A 20,841-nucleotide genomic window follows, 5' to 3' on the forward strand; every position below is an offset into this window, starting at 1 on the left:
CGGCTCCTTAGAAATACCCCTGACGTTTTTTAAGCTCCATCGACCCCGCCTGATCGCGGTCAATCATCCTTCCCTGGCGCTCGCTGGTGGTAGAAACCAGCATCTCTTCGATAATTTCCGGCAGCGTTTGCGCGTGGGATTCCACCGCCCCGGTGAGCGGCCAACAGCCAAGTGTACGGAAGCGCACCATCCTTTTTTTGATGACTTCGCCAGGCTGGAGATCGATACGATCGTCATCCACCATCATCAACATGCCGTCACGTTCCAGAACCGGGCGTTCAGCAGCCAGGTACAGCGGCACGATGTCGATGTTTTCCAGCCAGATGTATTGCCAGATATCCTGCTCTGTCCAGTTGGAGAGAGGGAAGACGCGTATACTTTCGCCTTTATTAATCTGACCGTTATAGTTACGCCACAACTCTGGCCGCTGATTTTTCGGGTCCCAGCGATGGAAACGGTCACGAAAGGAGTAAATACGTTCTTTCGCGCGGGATTTTTCCTCATCGCGCCGTGCGCCGCCGAACGCGGCATCAAAACCGTACTTATTCAGCGCCTGCTTTAACCCTTCGGTTTTCATAATGTCGGTGTGTTTAGCGCTACCGTGAACGAACGGATTGATGCCCATCGCCACGCCTTCCGGATTTTTATGTACCAGCAATTCGCAGCCATATGCGTTGGCGGTACGATCGCGAAAGGCGTACATCTCACGGAATTTCCAACCGGTATCAACGTGCAATAGCGGGAACGGCAACGTACCCGGATAAAACGCCTTACGCGCCAGATGCAGCATGACGCTGGAGTCTTTACCAATGGAGTACAGCATGACCGGATTAGCGAATTCCGCTGCCACTTCACGGATAATGTGGATACTTTCCGCCTCCAGTTGCCGCAGGTGGGTGAGTCGTTTTTGATCCATAACCGTTCCTTTGCAATACCGTTTTTTGCTAAACATTTCGATTACACGACTATAGGGAGCGCAGGAGAGTGAATGAAATGACGAATTGGAATGAGTAGTTCCTCAAAGGAATAACGCGGCCCAAAAACCAATATCAAAAAATGCTTAACGTACCGGATTGCCAGCATTTAGGAGCAAATGAAATTGTATTAACACGATCGCGGTTTCATACTAGCCACGTAAAATTTTGTTCTGTATTTAAGGACTCATTATGTTTTCCGCAACGCGCCGCTTTGCCGTCATTCTGGCGCTCGGCGTAGGCTTTATCCTTCCTGCACAAGCAGCATCACCAGAGCCTGGTGAAATAGCGAATACTCAGGCACGACATATCGCCACCTTTTTTCCCGGGAGAATGACTGGCTCCCCCGCCGAGATGTTATCTGCCGATTATTTACGCCAACAATTTACCCAGATGGGATACCAAAGCGATATTCGAACGTTTAATAGCCGATTTATTTATACTACGAAGGATAATCGCAAAAACTGGCATAACGTGACGGGCAGTACGGTCATCGCCGCCCATGAAGGGCGCGTGCCGCAACAGATCATTATTATGGCGCATCTGGATACCTACGCTCCGCAGAGCGACGCTGATGTCGATGCCAATCTGGGCGGTTTAACGTTACAAGGAATGGATGATAATGCCGCGGGATTAGGCGTTATGCTGGAACTGGCGACGCGCCTGAAAGATATACCGACCCATTATGGGATTCGTTTTATCGCCACCAGCGGGGAAGAAGAGGGAAAGCTAGGCGCGGAAAATTTACTCAAACGAATGAGTGACGCTGAGAAGAAAAATACGCTGCTGGTCATTAATCTCGATAACCTGATTGTTGGCGACAAGCTCTATTTTAATAGCGGGAAAAATACGCCGGAAGCGGTGCGTACACTGACCCGCGATCGGGCATTAGCGATTGCGCGCCGTTATGGTATCGCCGCCAACACCAATCCGGGACGCAATCCATCCTACCCCAAAGGAACGGGTTGCTGTAATGATGCGGAGGTTTTCGATAAAGCGGGAATATCGGTGCTTTCTGTTGAGGCGACGAACTGGAATCTGGGTAAAAAAGACGGATACCAGCAACGCGTGAAAAATGCATCCTTCCCGAACGGCAATAGCTGGCACGACGTACGGCTTGATAATCAACAGCATATAGACAAGGCGCTGCCTGGGCGAATTGAGCGCCGTAGCCGCGATGTAGTGCGGATAATGCTGCCGTTGGTAAAAGAGCTGGCGAAAGCGGAAAAAACGTCTTGATATGCTGGTGAAACGTGTTTATCCCCGCTGACGCGGGGAACACTTTTTAGAGATGTACACACCGTCGGCCTTTTGCGGTTTATCCCCGCTGGCGCGGGGAACACTGTTCGATGTAGGTTTCTTCCTGAAGGCGAAGCGGTTTATCCCCGCTGGCGCGGGGAACACTTTTCCGCGACGCTTGCAAATGGGGCATTCCCCGGTTTATCCCCGCTGGCGCGGGGAACACAATGCAAACTCAACTGGAAAGGCTACAACATACGGTTTATCCCCGCTGGCGCGGGGAACACACCAAAACTATATATTTGTTCTAAAAGCCCTTTTTTACTACCTAACAAACTACCAACGGTAAGATAACAATTCCTTATTATTAAAGAACATTCAACTTATTGATTTTCAACAGGAAGGAAAGAAACCAAACGCAGTCCATCCAAATCTACCGGAATACGTCGGTTTTCACCCCATGTCTGAAACTCAAATCCCGATTCCGTGTTAGTCGCCCAGGCCATGACGGCATTCCCGCAACCGCCAAGCTGTGTGATCTGTTGCCAAATCATTTCCCGAATACGCTTCGAGGTATCACCAACATAAACACCTGCACGAACCTCGAGTAACCAGACGGCAAGACGTCCCCGCAGGCGCGGCGGTACGTTTTCCGTGACCACAACCACCATACTCATCAACCATGCCCCCGATGGCCGCTATCCCCCAAGGATTCAGGTTCCGGTATTGCTGGCGGCAGCATATCCGGCGCAGGCTGAGGCGGTTCAATTTCACCGGCAGCGAGCACCTCTTCGATCAGTGGGATCAACTTTCCGGTCAGCTTCGAACTGCGAAAAATATCACGGCAGGCCAGGCGCACTTCTTTATCTGGTTCCGCCGGGTGACGAGCGGCGATCTCAAATGCTTTGGGCACCACCGATTCAAATTTGATGATATCGGCAATGTCATAAACAAAAGAAAGCGGCTTACCGCTATGGATAAAACCGATAGCCGGCGCATATCCCGCCGCCAGGATAGCCGCTTCTGAAATCCCGTACAGGCACGATGTTGCCGCGCTAATACATCGGTTGACGACATCCCCCTTCTCCCAGTCTTTCGGATCATAGTTACGACCATGCCATTTCACGCCATACTGCTTCGCCAGTAATGCATAGGTCGCCCGCACACGGGATCCTTCAATACCGCGCAGTTGCTCAACGGAGCGACGGGCGGGCGGCGGTTCGCGAAAACGCAGTTCATACATTTTGCGCACCACCTTCAGCCGCAGATCGTCATCTAACGCCAGCTTTGCCTGATAAAGCAACTTATCGGCTCGTGCGCCGCCGGGTTGTCCGGAGGAATAGACCCGCACTCCCGCCTCGCCCACCCATACCAGCAGCGTTCCTACCGTCGATGCCAGACGCACAGCCGCATGGGAAACCCGCGTTCCCGGTTCCAGCATGATGCAGGCAACCGAACCAACAGGAATATGCGTGCGGATTCCTGTTTTATCGATCAGCACGAATGCCCCATCCAGCACGTCGATCTGACCGTACTGGAGGAAGATCATCGAGGTTCGATCTTTTAACGGGATCGGGTTGAGCGGTACGAACGTCACGCGTCCTCTCCGGGTTTGATCATCATCATTCCGCAGCCAAACGCCCGGCTTTTACCGTACCCCTGCGCCAGACGTTGCAGGAAAAGCGCGGGATCGTTAATCACCAGCACGCCGGTATAGTCCACGCTGCTAAACTGAATCATCTGCCGGGATTTCTCGCGACGTATCTGCTGCTGCCGGTAAGCATCAACGCTCGCCTCGCGTAGGGTAAAGCCATTTTGTTCCCCCTGGCGCACCAGCCATTCCAACGCCGCCTGCTGCTGATAAGACCAAATATCCTGGCTATCGCCCTGCGTTTTACGCTGGCGTTTCGCCTCCATCAGCAAATCGTGACGCTTACCGTTTTTGCAAATTGTCGGATTGGCGCGCAGGTTAAACCGCAGCGTCTGCCCCGCGCTCAGCGTTGGCGCAAACGGGCGAGTCTGCACGTCAAAAATCGCGCTGGCGGCAGGCTGTTCCTGCGAGAGGACAAAAAAGCGAAACGCGCCCTGTAACTCTTCGCGGCGATACAGAAACTGCCGTTCCTTGCCGCCGGGAAAGAGATCCCATAACCACTGGTGCATCACGTACTCACCGCGCTCCACCAGATGCAAGAGTTGTGCTGGCGAAAGCTCGCTGGTGTGCAGCGTTATTCTTGAGAGATACACGCGTCCTCCTTGCTGAGCCACGGCCCCTGATTCACGCTACGTTCACCGAACAGCCATTGCTGGCGGCTCAATGGCATGTCGCGACGACGTAAAATTTTGTTCGCCGTTAAGCCATCGTGTTCACCTTCCCACCAGCATTCGTTCTGTAGCCTGGGAAGAGGTAGTCTCAGCGCATTAAATTTATCCTGGTACTGACGATACGCTTCGCGCAGGGCATCCGGCGCGCGTCCTTCCAGCAGTTGCGGCGCAAGCGGCAACGCCAGAGGGTGACTTTTGCGCCCCAGATACAGCGGGAACACAGGATGTTGTAACGCCGCCTGAAGCTGCGCCAACGTGTAAGGCGCGTCCGGCGTCGCGCTGACAGCAATCATCCACCAAGCGTCGGTGTAGTAGTCGCGTCGGGAAATCAGCGCGCTCAGTAATTCAGGATCCTGCAACTCTTCACGGCGGCTGAAGTAACGTGCCTTACGTACCTCTTTCGGCATCTGCACCGTGTGATAATCCCGCGCCCAGCGCGGGTTGCCACTGGCGCACAGCAAAAATTGGTAATGACGATTGAAGGCGTTTAGCCGTTCCTCCTCATCGCGGCGAATTCCCAGCGCCGCAGCTAATAACCCCAACAGCGCCGAGCGCGAGGGTAGCTCATGGCTGTGGCGCACTTCGCCTGGCGCATCCACGCCCCAGGAGGCCATCGGCCCGTGAAGCTGAAAAACCAGATATTGGCTCATAAGCCGCCCCTTACGCGCAGATGAAGTCAAGCACGTCTTTCATGCTTCCCTGCTGATTCATCACGTCGAAACTGGCGGTATCAGTCCGCTGGCCATAAACCTTATTCATATTCTTATGCAGCGATGTAATACGCTTAACCGCAACGTTCAATTGGTCTGTACCGTTGATCGGTTCATAAAACGCAGCCGCCAGTGAACGTGGTTGGTCGGTGCCTTTTTCGGCCAGCGCCCACGAGGCATAGGCACGGCTGGCAAAGCTGTTCTGTTTGCCGGTCGGCGACACTTTCAGCGCCGCTTCAGTAAAGGCGCGCAGCGTTTTGTTTGCCAGTTCTTCATTGTCGTTCAGGTTTTTCACCAGCAGATCTTTGTTGATGCAGATATAGGTGTAAAACAGCGCGGAGCCAAAGCCGGTTTCGCCGAGATGGCCTGCGCCTGCATCTTCTGCCGATGCCTGGCGTAGGTCATCCACAGCAGTAAAGAAATCGTCTTCGATGATCGTTTCGCTGACGCCGAAGGCGTGGGCGACCTGGCAGGCGGCTTCAACGTTAAAATCAGTTTTCTCCGCTAACATCCGGCCAAACATGGCAATATCGACGGCCATGCGATCTTTACGTAGCAGTGCAAGCTCTTCCTCTTTTGGCGCGCGTTTTTCTTCTGCCAGACGGTGCGCCAGCGCTTTCACAGCCTCAAACTCAGCTGGGCTGATATGCACCAGTTGCCCGGTTTCAGCATTCGTCAACTCATCTTTGGGTTTCTTTTCCGCCTTTACCTTGCCAAAATAGTTAGCGATGTTCTTGACGTACTCAACCGCTTTTTTGGCGTCAATGCCGCTTTCAACGAGGATCTGCGCCGCTTCGCGCGCAATACGTCCGCTACGAATACCGATATTCCCGGCAAGCGCCTGCTCAAACAGTTCCGAGGTACGCCAGGCACGTTTCAGGCTCTGAGAGGAGATACGCAGACGCGTCGCGCCGCCAAGCACCACGGTTTTTGGCGCGCCGGTATCGTCACGGTTGAGGTTGGCGGCAGGATAAGCGGTTAATAAATGGAGTTGAATAAACGTTGTCATAAAGATATCCCTGTTAATCTTGTTCGTTATCGCCAGCCTGGTAGTATTCCAGCGCCCAGCGGATACGGAGAAATTCGGTTGGCCGCTGCTGGCGGCAATGGTGGTTCAGCAAGTCATTCTGCTCCTGGCACCAGCAGAAAATATCGTCTGCAAGAGAAAACAGGTTGACCGAACCATCTAACAGCTTCACCGCACGCCGTAACTGGCGCAGCAGTTCATCCGGCGTTTTTACCGCTAATAGGTGGGAGAAGCGTAATTTTGACATCACCGGAGTGTCGCCACCTTTCTTCTGTCCAAGCTGCGCAGCAAAACTCTTTTGCTCATCAATAAATTTGATATGTGCAGCCAGTGCCGCTGTGATTGCCAATGCAGTAACATTCCAGGGTGCTTTGTTTTTCCATAAAGAATGTGTTTGCATTAACAATGAATGAAGCCCCTCAGCCAAACAGGCATCATTCACCGTTTTACTACGTCGTAAGCTGGCACGTAATCCACGTTTTTCTTGTAGTTCCTCATGCCACTGACGCAAAGTGGCTTTATCATCTTTCGTCACAACACTCATTCAGCAGCCTCCTGTTTCTTTGCTTTGGCGGCTTTTGCGCTTTGTTTTTCCGCCGATGTCGTAAAATATTTCTTGCGCGCGGTCATGATGCGTTCCAGATCGCTGCTCTCGTAGGGGTTGGTAAAGACGTGATCATCGAAGTAATGACGGGTAAACAGCCAAAGTTCTCTTTGCCATTTATTCAGCCTTTCGTCCGGCTTGTGGCCGTTTTCCAGATCGTGAATCAGATTGAGAAAGCGCCCCTGCGTCAGGTTCCAGAAATCAATGTCGATAAAACTGAAATCACCGCGGGCGCCCTTCGCATTGGCGAACCACGCTTCTTTTAGCGCACTGCGCAGCAGGCTGAGGAGTCGGGTAGCAGTTTGTATTGCTTTACGTAAATCAGGGATCAGACCTTCCGTCATCAGCAACGGAAAGTGGTGCTCATACCAACAGCGGATTTTCATTTTTTTGAAATCGGCACCAAATCCCCACAAGCCTACTTTGATATTCCTGAGCTCTCGGGCATTAAACACTTTGATCACCTGTGCCGGATATTCGGTATTCTTTTCCGTCGGGTTTTCTTGACTTAGTCCCAGCCAATCTCGCCAAAGAAGTCCACCAGGTTGGGTTATAACAGGTTCAAATCCCTTACTATTCTTTATTTGCAGGCGATGTGGTGTTAATGGGTGCCGCCAGCGGTCATAATTAACGCCATAATTCTTGACCAACATCTGGATTAGCAGCTCATCGCTATTATTACCGCAGATATTGCACACTCCCTGACGTATTGTCGCGAAATCCAGACGGATACGGCGTGGCATCCCCCAGTATGCTTGTAATTTATTTACCTGCTCATCTGTTGTAATAGTATGAGCTGGTGGCTCGCTGGTACGTGTTGCGGCAAGCCAGGGAAATACAGCCGCATCATAGACGACAGGCAAAGGCAGATCCGCAGCATCCTGCGGCATCACGTTGAGCCACAGCTTGCGCCAGAGCGGCGTTTGCCGCTCTCCCTGATATTCCTGCAATTCAATCAATGTAGTCAGCGGCCCGCCGCCGCGCAGCCCAGTGCGGTAGCCTTGTCCGCCGGAAGGAGCGTTAAGCTGCATAGAAAACAACGCCAACGCGGCACAATGCGGGCAAAAACATTCCATTACGCCACGTTTGATAAAATGATCTGTATTTAACTCAGTAGTTTGAATACCTGGTGTTTCCGGTAATAGCGAAGCTATAGTTATTTTATTGTCGGGTAATTCTTCAAAATCCTGCATAAAAGACGGCGTTTCCGCGCCAAACTGAAAAGCGTGTTCTAACGGTGCTAATGCCTTATGGAGCGCATCGGCATGCAATCCATCAAACCAGATATCCTCCCAGTTTTTGTATCTTTTCGGCGCGATACTGCATTGCAGCAATCCCAACAGAAACTGCCAGGCCGCTCCCTGCAAATCTGCTCGCGTTGCGGCGATATCCACCACGTTTTCATCTGCCAGATTGACAGGAGCCAGTTTGCCCGTGGAACCGTCTTTGAAACGGACGGGGAGCCAGGGCGTTGTTAAAAGCGAAAAATTGTCCATATCTATATTCGTTATTCCCCCATCATGCCAATCAATCCCTCATTCGCCGAATAACCACAAGCGGCACAATCCGTCACCACAATCACCGTGGCAAAATCCTTATCCTGATGCTGTTGCGCACACCACTTACGCAGGGGTTCGCCATCTAATTTTTCAAACTCGCCTTTATGTTTATCCCACCAGCTCTGACGTACCCGCAGCACGCTCATCTCCCAGGCATGTTCACCGCTGGCATAAGGGGTTACGACGCCATCCACGATTTTCGCCAGCCACAGCGTGACAGACTCTTCCGCCAACCGCGTTGACATTTTCTCCGGTAGAGAATCGCTAATTTCAGCACAATAGCCCGGCGCAAAGTTAAGCAGCATCTGTCTGGCAAATGCCCGGTCGCAATAAAATTTGCCTTTCTGCAATTGCTCGGTTTTTGCAAATCCAACCGGCATGTTGACGTCCTCGCCGTAGACCGACTCAATCAACAATCGGGCAGATTGCGGCATCCGAATCGTCCCCTGCTCACGTAATATGCGCTGCGTCAGCCACATGCGCCCATGATCGGGATAGACATAGGCGCTGTTACGCATGGCGCTGGATAACCAGTTCTCTCGCGGCGCGTCATCCCACTCCGGAGCAAGAATGCGCAGCACTGGCGTCTCTCGCTCATCCTGCCCACTCTTTTTCACCAGACCGTTACGATCGCGAATATGACGCTGTAGTCGACCGGCCCGCTGAATTAATAAATCCACCGGCGCTAAATCAGAGATCATCTCATCGCAGTCAATATCCAGACTTTGTTCGATTACCTGCGTGGCGATAATGACCTTACCGGCACGTTGCGCGCCGCTCTGTTTGCCAAAGAGATTCAGCGTCTGCGACTCAATCCGCTGACGATCGTGAAAAGCAAAGCGACTATGGAAGAGTAAAAGGTTTTCCGTGGCGACGACCTTACTCAGTTGAAGCTGGCGATAGATACGAATCGCATCATCAACGGAGTTACGTATCCAGGCGATACAGTTTCCTTTTTCCACTGCTTCACCTATACGTTCAAGACACGCCTCTTCACTATGTAGCCAGCCAATATCTACGCTGCGCTCAACCTCTTTGCGTGTATCAACCCGCTGAGAAATCAGCTCTGTTTGTGTGACCTGAGTCAGCCAGGGATAATCGTCATGGCCTAGCAACGGCGCCTGCACACTACGCCTCACCCCACGGGAAAATGCCGCCACCAGCTTATCTCGCTGCTGCTGCGATAGCGTCGCGGATAAGAGAATAGTGGCGTTGCCATTACTGGCCTGCCGTTCGATCAAACCTTCAAGTATTCGGGACATCCATGCATCACAGGCATGGATCTCATCAGCCAGTAAAATCTTGTTGCTAAGACCCAATAACCGCAGGTTGTTATGTTTAAATGGCATTACCGCCATCATCGCCTGATCCAACGTGCCTACACCAACCTCCGCCAACAACGCTTTTTTATTGCTGTCGGCAAACCAGGCGGCGCATCCCTGACTATCAGGCTGCGCTTCATCGGGTTCTTCCGTACCGGAAAGAGTGACCGACCATATTGACTGATTGAAACGATCCATTAAGCGACGCGCGCTATGCGCCAGAATCAGGCTGGGACGGGAGTCCGGCTGATACAGCGCCAGCCAGGTGTTCGCCATACGTTCAAACATCGCGTTGGCTGTCGCCATTGTCGGCAGTCCAAAATAGAGTCCCTGCGCTTTACCTGCCGCCATCAGTCGATGAGCTAATATGAGCGCCGCCTCTGTTTTTCCGGCCCCGGTGACATCTTCAAGAATAAAGAGTTGGGCGCCATCCACGTTGATATCCAGCTCTAGCGCCTTTTGTTGTAACGGTGTGGGATGCTGAATAAAAGGGAAAAGCGTTTCTATGCCCGTAAAGGCAGACACATTCGCCGCTGAGGGAAATAGCGTGATGGCAGTTTGTGCTTTAGCGAGAGCTTGCTGCCAGTAGGTATCAACAGGCATTTTTTCCGCAGTACGCGGAAAATAACGGCTGGCAGAACCAGTCCAGTCAGCCAGTACAACCGCAGCGGAAATAAACCAGGAAAGTTGCTGAAATTGGTCGATACCCTCATCTTCATCCCAGGATTCAGGCAAAGTAATTAAAGGAAAGAGCGCTTTTATTCTCAGAAGAAAATCTCTTGCCGCGTCTTTATCCTGCTGGCGAAAATGGTCCAGCTCCTGGATTGCCTCTGGAGGGCGTCCATGATGACCTGTAGTGACTGGCATCCAAAGCGCCATAACGCGCTTACTTTTACGAACTGAAAGCGAAGAAGGAGGAAACAATTCAGGGCATTCACTTAGCCAGGAGTTCCACAACACGTATCCCAGCGTGGTATGCGCGATTTTTTCATAATGCCGTGTAGGCTCATTAAAGACATTTAAAGCCTCATGACGGTATAGCTGCTGGAAGGAATGAGCAAACTTTCCAATATCATGCCAGCATAAAATCCAGGCAAAAAATTGCGCCGCCTGCTCCTTATCCTGAATGCCTAATTTTTTTAGATAGTGGTCAATAAAATAAATATTATTTATCACCATCCAGTAACCCACAGCCGCAACATCTAAAGAATGCCAGCAAAGCAAATGGTAATCATCACCGCCGTCAATTTCTCCTCGTCGAGACTTTCCCCAATAGTGATATATCGACACGTAAACTCCAGCATGTGGATAATAAAAGCACTCTACGCCTTTTTAATGGTCTTTTTTGTTGATATATCTCACAAAAATCGCATACTATGAGATTATATTTAAATATACTCACTCAAGTTTATATATTCTTCGGAAATATTTATTTCACGAATAATTATTATAAATTTTTCCGCCCTTTTCTTCTGGAAGAAGCGTTCAAAGAGGCTTCGTCCAATGCCCCCTGCATGAGACAAAATTTAAAAAAACGACCATTTGCGGCGAATCATCTACCTTTTGTCTGAATTATCGTCACCACAAAGGATTACCAACCATAAATGTGCTGTATTGATAATGCCGTTCAAATTCTCTCCTGTAGTAAACCTTGTCTGTTTAATAAAAAAGAGGGAGTTGAACGATATATTTTACTCCGGATATTAAATAATATAAATTTGAAGGAAAATATTATGCCAGTCACTTTAAGCTTCGGTAATCATCAAAATTATACGCTTAATGAAAGTCGGCTTGCTCATCTGTTAAGCGCAGATAAAGAAAAAGCAATCCATATGGGGAGCTGGGATAAAGTCCAGGATCATTTTAGAGCGGAAAAAAAGGACCATGCGCTGGAAGTGTTACACTCCATCATTCACGGGCAGGGCCGTGGTGAACCTGGAGAGATGGAAGCTAACGTAGAGGATATAAATAAAATTTACGCCTTTAAACGGCTACAACATCTGGCCTGCCCGGCTCATCAGGATCTGTTTACTATCAAGATGGACGCCTCTCAGACACAATTTTTACTTATGGTCGGCGACACGGTGATCAGCCAAAGCAATATTAAGGACATCCTCAATATATCAGATGATGCAGTGATAGAATCTATGAGTAGGGAGGAGAGACAGTTATTTTTACAAATATGCGAGGTGATTGGTGCGAAGATGACCTGGCACCCGGAATTACTTCAGGAGTCGATTTCAACTCTACGAAAAGAAGTGACGGGCAATGCACAAATCAAAGCGGCGGTTTATGAGATGATGCGTCCCGCAGAGGCTCCAGACCACCCGCTTGTCGAATGGCAGGACTCACTTACTGCAGATGAAAAATCGATGCTGGCCTGTATTAATGCCGGTAACTTTGAGCCTACAACTCAGTTTTGCAAAATAGGTTATCAGGAGGTACAAGGTGAAGTCGCTTTTAGCATGATGCATCCGTGCATCTCCTATTTACTACACAGCTATTCACCGTTTGCAGAGTTTAAACCAACAAATTCTGGTTTTTTAAAAAAACTTAATCAGGATTATAACGACTATCATGCAAAAAAAATGTTTATTGATGTAATTCTTGAAAAACTATATCTAACCCATGAACGTTCTTTGCACATTGGTAAAGATGGGTGCAGTCGTAATATATTACTGACATAAAGATAGTCAGTAATATAACCAATTTAAAATCCGGCTGCCTGCCGGATTTTTCATAGCAGCAAGTATAATCATACCGCGTAAGGACAATTACCCTTCATGCAGCCCGCACTCACGTTTCAGTCCGAAGAAGCGTGTCTCTTCTTCCGCCATGCCCGGCTCCCACTTGCGGGTAGTATGTGTATCGCCCACCGACAGATAGCCCTGATCCCACAGCGGATGGTATTTCAGACCATGCTTTTGCAGATACTGGTAAACCGTGCGGTTATCCCAGTCGATAATCGGTAGCACTTTAAACACGCCGCGCTGGATAGCGAGAACGGGTAAATGCGCGCGGCTACCGGACTGCTCGCGACGCAGACCGGCAAACCAGGTCTGCGCGTTTAACTCTTTGAGCGCCCGGTTCATCGGCTCGACTTTGTTGATCTCATTGTATTTCTCAATACCTTCTACGCCCTGCTCCCACAGTTTGCCGTAGCGCGCTTCCTGCCAGGCCGGACTTTCGCCCGCGCGGTAAACTTTCAGGTTGAGTTTGAGTTTGTCCGTTAACTCATCAATAAACTGGTAGGTTTCCGGGAACAAATAGCCGGTATCGGTGAGGATCACCGGGATATCCGGGCGAATCTGGTTCACCAGGTGCAGGCTCACCGCCGCCTGGATGCCAAAGCTTGAAGAAAGCACGTATTCGCCGGGCAGATTTTCCAGCGCCCAGACCACGCGTTCTTCGGCAGTTAGCGTTTCCAGTTGGGCGTTGGTTTCCGCCAACGCCAGTACGCGATCGACTTTTGGCAGTTCATTCAATGCGTTGAGATCGAGTTGGGACATAAGTTCCTCACTGTTTGCCTTGCCTGATGGCGCTGCGCTTATCAGGCCTACACAGACGCCATCCGGCAATTCAGGTTATTCCCAGAAATCACGCGCGGGATCGAGCACCGGGCGAATGATGCCCGCACGCACCGTAAAGTCGCCGAAGCCTTCACCCGCTTCGCGCTCTTTCGCCCAGCGCCCAATCAGTTGATCCAGCGAGGCCAGAATATCCGGCTCGGTGATATTTTCTTTATACATCCGAGGGATACGACTCCCGATGCGGTTGCCGCCAAGATGCAGGTTATAACGACCAGGCGCTTTCCCTACTAAGCCAATTTCCGCCAGCATCGCGCGACCACAGCCGTTCGGGCAGCCGGTCACGCGCATCACGATATGCTCATCAGGAATGCCGTGTTTTTCCAGAATCGCTTCCACTTTGTCAGTAAACGACGGCAGGAAACGCTCGGCTTCCGCCATCGCCAGTGGGCAGGTCGGGAACGACACGCAGGCCATTGAGTTTTCACGCTGCGCGCTCACGGCATTCATCAGCCCATGATCGCGCGCCAGTTTCTCGATCTTCGCTTTCTGGCTTTCCGGCACGCTGGCAATAATCAGGTTCTGGTTAGCGGTAATACGGAACTCGCCCTGATGAATCTTCGCGATCTCCAGCAGGCCGGTTTTCAGCGGACGCCCCGGATAGTCCAGAATGCGGCCATTTTCGATAAACAGCGTCAGGTGCCAGTTGTTGTCGATCCCTTTCACCCAACCGATACGATCGCCGCGACCGGTAAATTCATACGGACGAATGGGTTCAAATGTGATCCCCGCGCGACGCTCGACTTCCGCTTTAAACGTCTCCAGTCCCACGCGCTCAAGGGTATATTTGGTTTTGGCGTTTTTCCTGTCGGTACGGTTGCCCCAGTCGCGCTGCGTAGTCACTACCGCTTCGGCCACCGCCAGGGTGTGCTCCAGCGGCAGGAAGCCAAACTCGCTCGCGGTACGGGCATACGTTTTCTTATTACCATGCTCAATAGACAGACCGCCGCCCACCAGCAGGTTAAAGCCGACCAGCTTGCCGTTCTCGGCAATCGCCACAAAGTTCATGTCGTTGGCGTGCAGATCGATATCGTTTTGCGGCGGGATCACTACCGTGGTTTTGAACTTACGCGGCAGATAGGTCTGACCGAGGATCGGCTCTTCATCGGTGGTCGCCACCTTCTCCTGATCGAGCCAGATCTCCGCATAGGCGCGAGTACGCGGCAGCAGATGTTCGGAGATCTTCTTCGCCCACTCGTAGGCTTCAGCATGCAGCTGAGACTCGTACGGGTTAGAGGTACACAGCACGTTACGGTTCATGTCGTTGGCGGTTGCCAGCGCATCCAGCCCCACCGAGTGCAGCATCTGGTGCACCGGCTTAACGTTCTTCTTCAGAATGCCGTGGAACTGGAAGGTCTGGCGGTTGGTCAGACGGATACTGCCATAAATCGTGTTATCCGCCGCGAATTTATCGATCGCCTGCCATTGCGTCGTAGTAATCACCCCGCCCGGCAGGCGGCAGCGCAGCAGCATCGCGTGGCGCGGCTCCAGCTTCTGCGCCGCACGCTCGGCGCGAATATCGCGGTCATCCTGCTGATACATGCCATGAAAGCGTATTAGCAGGAAGTTGTCGCCTTTAAAACCGCCGGTGAGACCGTCGTTCAGATCTTCCGCAATGGTACCGCGCAGGTAGTTGCTTTCCAGCTTCATGCGCTCGGCATCGGACAGTTTACCTTCGACCACCAGTGGGCCTGGATGTTTTTCGCTCATTAGTAGACATCTCGCTGATAACGGCGCTCGACGCGCAGCTCACTTAAAAATTCATCCGCCGCTTCGATGTCCATTGCACCGAATTCAGCAATCACTTCCAGCAATGCTTTTTCGACATCTGCGGCCATACGCCTGGCGTCGCCGCAGACATAAATATGCGCGCCATCATTGATCCAGCGCCACAGCTCGGCGCCCTGTTCACGCAACTTGTCTTGTACGTAAATTTTTTCTTTTTGATCGCGTGACCAGGCGAGATCGATACGGCTTAACAACCCCTCTTTCACGTAGCGCTGCCACTCCACCTGATAGAGGAAATCTTCGGTAAAGTGCGGGTTGCCGAAGAATAACCAGTTCTTGCCTTCCGCCCCTTCCGCCGCACGCTGTTGCATAAAGGCGCGGAACGGCGCGATGCCGGTGCCAGGGCCAATCATAATGACCGGCGTCTGTGGGTTAGCAGGCAGGCGGAAGTTATCGTTATGCTCAATAAAGACGCGAACTTCGCCCTCTTCTTCCACGCGGTCAGCGAGGAAGCTGGAAGCGCCACCGGCGCGGGCGCGGCCTTCAATGTCATAACGAACCACGCCAACGGTGATATGCACTTCGCTCTCCACTTCAGCCTGTGCGGAGGCGATGGAGTACAGACGCGGCGTTAGCGGACGTAGCAGGTCGATTAGCGCCTGAGCATCCAGCTGCGCCGGAGAGAAACGCACCATATCAACGATCGGCGTGGTGGCGGCATACTGTTGAAGCTGGGCTTTATCGCCCACCAGCGGCAACAGCGACTCACTGCGCGTCAGGGTCGCGTAGTTCTCAACAATGTTGGCGGTATTCACCGTCAGCTCGAAGTGCCACTCCAGCGCTTCGGCGAGCGGCAGGCTTTTACCGTCAACCGTCACCGGCTCATCGCCTTTCAGCCACAGCAATTCCACGATCTCTTTGACCAGCGCGGGATCGTTCTGATACCAGACGCCCAGCGCATCGCCCGGCTGATAGCGCAGGCCGGAGTCGCCTAAATCAATCTCAATATGGCGCACATCTTTTTCTGAATCGCGACCGGTGATTTTCTGATTCACGGCGAGGGTCGCGGTCAGCGGCGCGTCTTTGGTATAGGGGCTGGTGTGGATGTCGTTTACCGCGCCAGTAGCGACGGATTGCGAAGGTGCCGCGACAGGTGCGCGGGACTTCAGAACATCAACCACGCGGGCGCGCCATTCGCTGGCAGCTGCCTGATATTCAACGTCAGCATCGACACGGTCGAGCAGACGTTCACCACCCAGTTCCGCCAGCTTATTGTCAAAATCTTTACCGGCCTGGCAGAAAAATTCATAAGAGGTGTCGCCGAGGCTAAACACGGCAAAAGCGGTGTTTTCCAGTTTCGGCGCTTTTTTCGAGAACAGGAACTTATGCAGCGCGACGGCCTCTTCCGGCGGCTCGCCTTCTCCCTGGGTGGACGTCACTATCACCAGCAGTTTTTCACTGGCAATCTGTTTGAATTTATAGTCGCCGGCGTTCACCAGTGTCACATTAAGGTTGGCCACCAGCAGATCATCACGCAGCGCTTCCGCCACACGACGCGCATTGCCGGTTTGCGAAGCGGAGATAAGCGTAACCCCCGGCATCTTCCCCTCAGGAGCAGGCGTGACGGCAACAGCGCCTGAGCGCGGGTTCAGTACGCCCCAAAAATAGCCGGAGACCCAGGCAAGCTGTTCGGGAGTAAGGTCGGTTGTCGCGGCCTGAAGGCGCGCCAGTTGCTCCGGATTAAGCGGAAGCAACCCAGTCAGTGGAGCCGGTGTCGTCATGCGTCGTTATGTTCCAGTAAGCAAAGCGGATCTATACACAAAATCATTCAAGTTCGCTGTAGCCCAGACTGTAAGCTGATCGCGCCCCAGGAGCGTACATAAATACGTGACTGGGGTGAGTAAACGCAGTCAACACAGATGCGGCTTGAAGGATGAAGTGTATAAGCGATAAATCCCAAACTGAGGATAAGGTTAACGGTGAGAGGAATAACAATTAAAGAAGGGTTGGAAATAACAAATAACCAAATGAACTAACCTGTTTTAGTTATCGTGATTAACGCCAAAATCGATTTTATAATTGATTGATAATTATTGAATTTTCTGGAAATTCTTAAATTAATTGCCCGTCACAAGGCGGAGAATGGTTTTAGTTAATGATAAAAAATGCGCTTTCCGGTACCCTACGGCGGTTTTTTTATTGCCTGAGAGTTCATCATGTCCACCACGTTGTATAAAGATTTCACCTTTGAAGCCGCTCACCGCCTGCCTCACGTGCCTGAAGGGCATAAGTGCGGCCGCCTGCACGGACACTCGTTTATGGTGCGTCTCGAAATTACCGGTGAAGTCGATCCGCATACCGGTTGGATTATGGATTTCGCGGATCTCAAAGCGGCGTTTAAACCTACTTACGATCGTCTTGATCACTACTATCTGAATGATATTCCAGGGCTGTCCAATCCCACCAGCGAAGTGCTGGCAAAATGGATTTGGGATCAGGTTAAGCCCGTCGTGCCGCTACTGAGCGCCGTGATGGTGAAAGAGACCTGTACAGCCGGCTGCATCTATCGCGGCGAATAAGGTTTATTAACGCGTGGGCTGGATGGCAAATTGATTCCAGCCTATTCACACGACGTTTTATCAGTGAAAACATTGTCCAGCGCGGTGTTAAAAGCGCAGCACATCACCGGTTGCAGGTGCGGTTATTTCCGGTAGCCACAACCGCCCCCAAGCCCCTGTACAGTGACAACCGCATAGTTTTTCAGGTTTTTGTTCTTGCAGAAAGCGCCTGACTCGCCACAGCGTGAACGGTGATGCGCAACGGAGATGAAATCCGCCGACAAGCGCGTAAATCCGCTTTATACCGGTAATGTTCTGACAGTGCCGGACAATATTTGCGATCCCCCGATGCCCGCATCCCGTAATGATGACTAATCCTTTTGTCGATTGGTAAATCAGTACGCCCTCATCCAAAATAGAGTCCGGCTCCGCATCGTGGCCGCCAAAAATGCCGTAGGCTTCAGGCGCGACCACCGGTATTTCCCCTGACCAGATAAAGTTTTCGCCAATCGGCAGGGGGTCACGCGTGTACATCATTCGGTAGCGTGAATAGTCCACCTCACGCGACAATTTTTTTATTTTGCGGGTAATACCGAGAAAAGTCATTGCCGCATAACGTTCGCGCGCAATATCGGGATGGCAGATGATTCGACTGTTATCAGGAAGCCATGGCACGCCACCGCAATGATCGTAATGACCATGCGAAAGCACCACAGCAGACACATCGGACAGGTCGATCCCCATCGCCAACGCGTTTTGCATAAAACTGCCATCAGGGCCGGTATCGAACAAGATCGACGTAGACTCATCCTCAACCAACAGGCTTAACCCTGGCCGGGCCTTCAACGATTTATCCGCTCCAGCTCCCTTATGATTTTCGAGCAATACCCTGATCCTTAACGCCATGGCCTTCTCCTGTATAAAAGCCTCCCCGGGAAAACGCGGCCTTTTTACTTTACAGGTGTGTAGCAGCCATTACTGGTACACAGATTATGATTATGCAACGGTTATCCTTGTTGGCGCGGGGAACACGTTACCGTTGGCGTAACGCTGAATTGTTGGTACGGTTTATCCCCGCTGACGCGGGGAACACACGGCAACGGATGCGACCGCCAGCGCGATCCCCGGTTTATCCCCGCTGGCGCGGGGAACACCTCAGAACTCGGCCGGAACGGCGAGCAAATGGCGGTTTATCCCCGCTGGCGCGGGGAACACCTGAACTTGATGCCTCAATTACACACCTTGACCGGTTTATCCCCGCTGGCGCGGGGAACACGCGTAATCCAGATCCGCTTTTTCTCGGGCGGCCGGTTTATCCCCGCTGGCGCGGGGAACACCCCAGTCAATGACGCGTGAAGACTACCTCATTCGGTTTATCCCCGCTGGCGCGGGGAACACTACAGGAGTACGGCCGCCGCCGGGCATCTGCGCGGTTTATCCCCGCTGGCGCGGGGAACACCTATGTCATGGTGCTGGTATATGCCAGCGTCCCGGTTTATCCCCGCTGGCGCGGGGAACACGTTCGTCGCCCTGATGCTCACGCCCTGCATGACGGTTTATCCCCGCTGGCGCGGGGAACACTAGTGAAAGATCGCCAGCGTGTGATTGATGGACGGTTTATCCCCGCTGGCGCGGGGAACACTCGCCGCGGTCACACCAGGAGTGTGTAAAACGCGGTTTATCCCCGCTGGCGCGGGGAACACCCAACGACAACTAACTCTATATCGTTGCGTTCCGGTTTATCCCCGCTGGCGCGGGGAACACGCGAACACGCCTGACGCTGAGTCTGTTCTGTGCGGTTTATCCCCGCTGGCGCGGGGAACACCAGTAGTTCGACGATTTCATCAAGTGCGATTTCGGTTTATCCCCGCTGGCGCGGGGAACACAGAACCAGCGTCTGAATAAAACTCCCTACTACCGGTTTATCCCCGCTGGCGCGGGGAACACCCCAGTAGACTGATGATTCAGCATATCCGGCGCGGTTTATCCCCGCTGGCGCGGGGAACACAATGAAATTCCGGTCACTCTCAATTATTACGGCGGTTTATCCCCGCTGGCGCGGGGAACACGATAAGCAGGTCGCGGAATTCATTGGCGATCGCGGTTTATCCCCGCTGGCGCGGGGAACACACTAAACGTATATCATTGTTTATAAACTACTTTTTGTCAGCACCACATTCTACCAACATAATCGCAATAATTTAAATTATTAAAGAACAGCTAATTTGCTGATTTTGATCCAAAAAAGTTCATAGAATGATTTTTTCTTTAAATTTACCAAAATAGCGTGATCCGTGCATCGCTATGGAAAAATTTATCAGCGCTTTTATACACTCATCGAAATTCACATAGAGAAAATAAACAAGGCGAGGTAATGGATGACTCACAGACGGCATCGGCAGGCCGTCCGTAAAATTAGTAATGCATCAGGCAATATTTAAATATTTATGTGTTTGCATCGACAAACGCCAGTTACGCGCAATACAAGTTTCAATACACAGACGCGTCGCGTCTTCTTTCTGGCTAATGGGCTGCAAAGCAATCACGCGCGGTTTATCATCGCTCAGCGTGGCTAACAGTTCATCCAGCGCCTCAATATCACGAACTCGCCCAACGGGATGCTTGATTTCATTGGCGCGCTCCAGCGCCTGGGAAAGCACGTCATATCCCCCGCGCATATTCACTTTTGGTGAAACCGTGACCCAGGTGTTAGGCGTACAGCGCACTTCGTGCGTCCCGCTGGTTTCAATCTGACAACTAAAACCACTCTTTTCAAGCAGATCGGTGAGCGGCATGAGGTCGTGAATACAGGGTTCGCCACCGGTGATGACAACGTGACGCGCGGTATAGTCCTGACGATTAATCACCGCCAGCAGATCTTCACTGCTCGCAGCACCCCATTTGTCGCTCTCTTTGGTTTTTGCCAGAATGCTGAACAGAGACACTTCCCGATCGCTCAGTTTATCCCAGGTATGCTTAGTATCACACCAGGCACAGCCGACCGGACATCCCTGTAAACGAATAAAAATAGCGGGGACGCCGGTAAAATAACCCTCGCCTTGTAGGGTCTGGAACATCTCGTTAATCGGGTACTGCATAGCGTTCTCTGTTAAGGGGATAATCGTTAATTATTGCAGATTTCGTCTGCCCGGTCATGCACAGCGGCTGCGCTATTGAACAGATACAAAAAAACCCGCCGAAGCGGGTTTAT

17 protein-coding genes and 2 CRISPR repeat arrays are annotated in these 20,841 nt (G+C 51.8%); of the genes, 3 read left to right on the top strand and 14 right to left on the bottom strand.

The features are described from left to right. Positions 1 to 7: 7 nt before the first annotated feature. On the bottom strand, positions 8 to 916 hold the full coding sequence (gene cysD, locus J4614_RS13710) for a sulfate adenylyltransferase subunit CysD (RefSeq protein ID WP_000372384.1): 909 nt from the start codon (positions 914 to 916) through the stop codon (positions 8 to 10). Positions 917 to 1,166: 250 nt separating this feature from the next. Here cysD and J4614_RS13715 point away from each other — a divergent pair, with 250 nt between their 5' ends. After that, positions 1,167 to 2,213, top strand: coding sequence for an aminopeptidase (locus J4614_RS13715; protein WP_079972097.1), 1,047 nt, complete (start codon positions 1,167 to 1,169; stop codon positions 2,211 to 2,213). Positions 2,214 to 2,227: 14 nt separating this feature from the next. Continuing rightward, positions 2,228 to 2,500: a CRISPR direct-repeat array (repeat unit 29 nt; unit sequence CGGTTTATCCCCGCTGGCGCGGGGAACAC). 96 nt (positions 2,501 to 2,596) lie between these two features. Here J4614_RS13715 and cas2e read toward each other — a convergent pair. Genes cas2e through cas3 form a run of 8 tightly spaced genes read right to left on the bottom strand, consistent with a single transcriptional unit; the run spans position 2,597 to position 11,047 of the window. Beyond that, positions 2,597 to 2,890: a type I-E CRISPR-associated endoribonuclease Cas2e gene (gene cas2e, locus J4614_RS13720; protein WP_023204590.1), complete on the bottom strand. Its 294-nt coding sequence runs from the start codon at positions 2,888 to 2,890 to the stop codon at positions 2,597 to 2,599. Next, on the bottom strand, positions 2,890 to 3,810 hold the full coding sequence (gene cas1e, locus J4614_RS13725; RefSeq protein ID WP_000144832.1) for a type I-E CRISPR-associated endonuclease Cas1e: 921 nt from the start codon (positions 3,808 to 3,810) through the stop codon (positions 2,890 to 2,892). The genes cas2e and cas1e overlap by 1 nt, the downstream gene beginning before the upstream one ends. Further along, positions 3,807 to 4,457 (bottom strand): type I-E CRISPR-associated protein Cas6/Cse3/CasE, encoded by a 651-nt coding sequence (gene cas6e / locus J4614_RS13730; RefSeq protein WP_000281480.1) that lies wholly within the window; start codon positions 4,455 to 4,457, stop codon positions 3,807 to 3,809. The genes cas1e and cas6e overlap by 4 nt, the downstream gene beginning before the upstream one ends. Beyond that, positions 4,439 to 5,185, bottom strand: a complete 747-nt coding sequence (gene cas5e, locus J4614_RS13735) for a type I-E CRISPR-associated protein Cas5/CasD (RefSeq protein ID WP_000085108.1) — start codon at positions 5,183 to 5,185, stop codon at positions 4,439 to 4,441. Before cas5e ends, cas6e begins: the two co-directional genes overlap by 19 nt. 10 nt (positions 5,186 to 5,195) lie before the next feature. Next, a complete protein-coding gene (cas7e, locus tag J4614_RS13740) occupies positions 5,196 to 6,254 on the bottom strand; it encodes a type I-E CRISPR-associated protein Cas7/Cse4/CasC (protein ID WP_208293211.1) in 1,059 nt (352 codons plus the stop codon). Between the two features lie 13 nt (positions 6,255 to 6,267). Next, the gene (casB, locus tag J4614_RS13745; protein ID WP_138019901.1) at positions 6,268 to 6,816 is read right to left on the bottom strand and encodes a type I-E CRISPR-associated protein Cse2/CasB; all 549 of its coding nucleotides are present in this window, start codon (positions 6,814 to 6,816) and stop codon (positions 6,268 to 6,270) included. Beyond that, complete coding sequence (casA, locus tag J4614_RS13750; RefSeq protein ID WP_138019902.1) at positions 6,813 to 8,372, bottom strand: type I-E CRISPR-associated protein Cse1/CasA; 1,560 nt, start codon at positions 8,370 to 8,372, stop codon at positions 6,813 to 6,815. The genes casB and casA overlap by 4 nt, the downstream gene beginning before the upstream one ends. 11 nt (positions 8,373 to 8,383) lie before the next feature. Continuing rightward, positions 8,384 to 11,047, bottom strand: coding sequence for a CRISPR-associated helicase Cas3' (gene cas3 / locus J4614_RS13755; RefSeq protein ID WP_138019903.1), 2,664 nt, complete (start codon positions 11,045 to 11,047; stop codon positions 8,384 to 8,386). A 443-nt stretch (positions 11,048 to 11,490) separates the two neighbouring features. On the opposite strand from cas3, the gene sopD reads away from it, so the two are divergent. Then, on the top strand, positions 11,491 to 12,444 hold the full coding sequence (gene sopD, locus J4614_RS13760) for an SPI-1 type III secretion system effector SopD (protein WP_080177019.1): 954 nt from the start codon (positions 11,491 to 11,493) through the stop codon (positions 12,442 to 12,444). A gap of 87 nt (positions 12,445 to 12,531) precedes the next feature. On the opposite strand, the gene cysH is transcribed toward sopD, so the two are convergent. The 3 genes from cysH to cysJ form a co-directional block, all read right to left on the bottom strand. Beyond that, entirely contained in the window at positions 12,532 to 13,266 is a 735-nt protein-coding gene (gene cysH, locus J4614_RS13765) for a phosphoadenosine phosphosulfate reductase (protein WP_000080398.1), read from the bottom strand. Positions 13,267 to 13,341: 75 nt separating this feature from the next. Next, positions 13,342 to 15,054 (bottom strand): assimilatory sulfite reductase (NADPH) hemoprotein subunit, encoded by a 1,713-nt coding sequence (cysI, locus tag J4614_RS13770; protein ID WP_023217766.1) that lies wholly within the window; start codon positions 15,052 to 15,054, stop codon positions 13,342 to 13,344. Further along, on the bottom strand, positions 15,054 to 16,853 hold the full coding sequence (cysJ, locus tag J4614_RS13775; protein WP_208293212.1) for an NADPH-dependent assimilatory sulfite reductase flavoprotein subunit: 1,800 nt from the start codon (positions 16,851 to 16,853) through the stop codon (positions 15,054 to 15,056). The genes cysI and cysJ overlap by 1 nt, the downstream gene beginning before the upstream one ends. A gap of 435 nt (positions 16,854 to 17,288) precedes the next feature. Between cysJ and queD the strand changes: the two genes are divergently transcribed. Next, positions 17,289 to 17,651, top strand: coding sequence for a 6-carboxytetrahydropterin synthase QueD (gene queD / locus J4614_RS13780; RefSeq protein WP_000108312.1), 363 nt, complete (start codon positions 17,289 to 17,291; stop codon positions 17,649 to 17,651). 87 nt (positions 17,652 to 17,738) lie between these two features. Here the strand turns inward: queD and J4614_RS13785 are convergent, their stop codons facing one another. Together J4614_RS13785 and queE are read right to left on the bottom strand one after the other, a co-directional pair. Next, positions 17,739 to 18,536 (bottom strand): MBL fold metallo-hydrolase, encoded by a 798-nt coding sequence (locus J4614_RS13785; protein WP_001208007.1) that lies wholly within the window; start codon positions 18,534 to 18,536, stop codon positions 17,739 to 17,741. Positions 18,537 to 18,633: 97 nt separating this feature from the next. After that, a CRISPR array of direct repeats spans positions 18,634 to 19,760; the repeat unit is 29 nt; unit sequence CGGTTTATCCCCGCTGGCGCGGGGAACAC. Between the two features lie 296 nt (positions 19,761 to 20,056). Beyond that, positions 20,057 to 20,728 carry a 7-carboxy-7-deazaguanine synthase QueE gene (gene queE, locus J4614_RS13790; RefSeq protein WP_001199956.1) on the bottom strand — a complete coding sequence of 224 codons (672 nt, stop codon included), beginning with the start codon at positions 20,726 to 20,728 and terminating at the stop codon, positions 20,057 to 20,059. Positions 20,729 to 20,841: the final 113 nt, after the last annotated feature.

The sequence above is a fragment of the Salmonella sp. 32031103-2018-00083-FB-01-SM-01 genome, assembly GCF_017571995.1.
GTDB lineage: Bacteria > Pseudomonadota > Gammaproteobacteria > Enterobacterales > Enterobacteriaceae > Salmonella > Salmonella enterica.

Coding starts and splice junctions, on each gene's coding strand:
- cysD (WP_000372384.1), bottom strand. CDS start 916: ATGGATCAAAAACGACTCACCCACCTGCGGCAACTGGAGGCGGAAAGT.
- J4614_RS13715 (WP_079972097.1), top strand. CDS start 1,167: ATGTTTTCCGCAACGCGCCGCTTTGCCGTCATTCTGGCGCTCGGCGTA.
- cas2e (WP_023204590.1), bottom strand. CDS start 2,890: ATGAGTATGGTGGTTGTGGTCACGGAAAACGTACCGCCGCGCCTGCGG.
- cas5e (WP_000085108.1), bottom strand. CDS start 5,185: ATGAGCCAATATCTGGTTTTTCAGCTTCACGGGCCGATGGCCTCCTGG.
- cas7e (WP_208293211.1), bottom strand. CDS start 6,254: ATGACAACGTTTATTCAACTCCATTTATTAACCGCTTATCCTGCCGCC.
- casB (WP_138019901.1), bottom strand. CDS start 6,816: ATGAGTGTTGTGACGAAAGATGATAAAGCCACTTTGCGTCAGTGGCAT.
- casA (WP_138019902.1), bottom strand. CDS start 8,372: ATGGACAATTTTTCGCTTTTAACAACGCCCTGGCTCCCCGTCCGTTTC.
- sopD (WP_080177019.1), top strand. CDS start 11,491: ATGCCAGTCACTTTAAGCTTCGGTAATCATCAAAATTATACGCTTAAT.
- cysH (WP_000080398.1), bottom strand. CDS start 13,266: ATGTCCCAACTCGATCTCAACGCATTGAATGAACTGCCAAAAGTCGAT.
- cysI (WP_023217766.1), bottom strand. CDS start 15,054: ATGAGCGAAAAACATCCAGGCCCACTGGTGGTCGAAGGTAAACTGTCC.
- cysJ (WP_208293212.1), bottom strand. CDS start 16,853: ATGACGACACCGGCTCCACTGACTGGGTTGCTTCCGCTTAATCCGGAG.
- queD (WP_000108312.1), top strand. CDS start 17,289: ATGTCCACCACGTTGTATAAAGATTTCACCTTTGAAGCCGCTCACCGC.
- J4614_RS13785 (WP_001208007.1), bottom strand. CDS start 18,536: ATGGCGTTAAGGATCAGGGTATTGCTCGAAAATCATAAGGGAGCTGGA.
- queE (WP_001199956.1), bottom strand. CDS start 20,728: ATGCAGTACCCGATTAACGAGATGTTCCAGACCCTACAAGGCGAGGGT.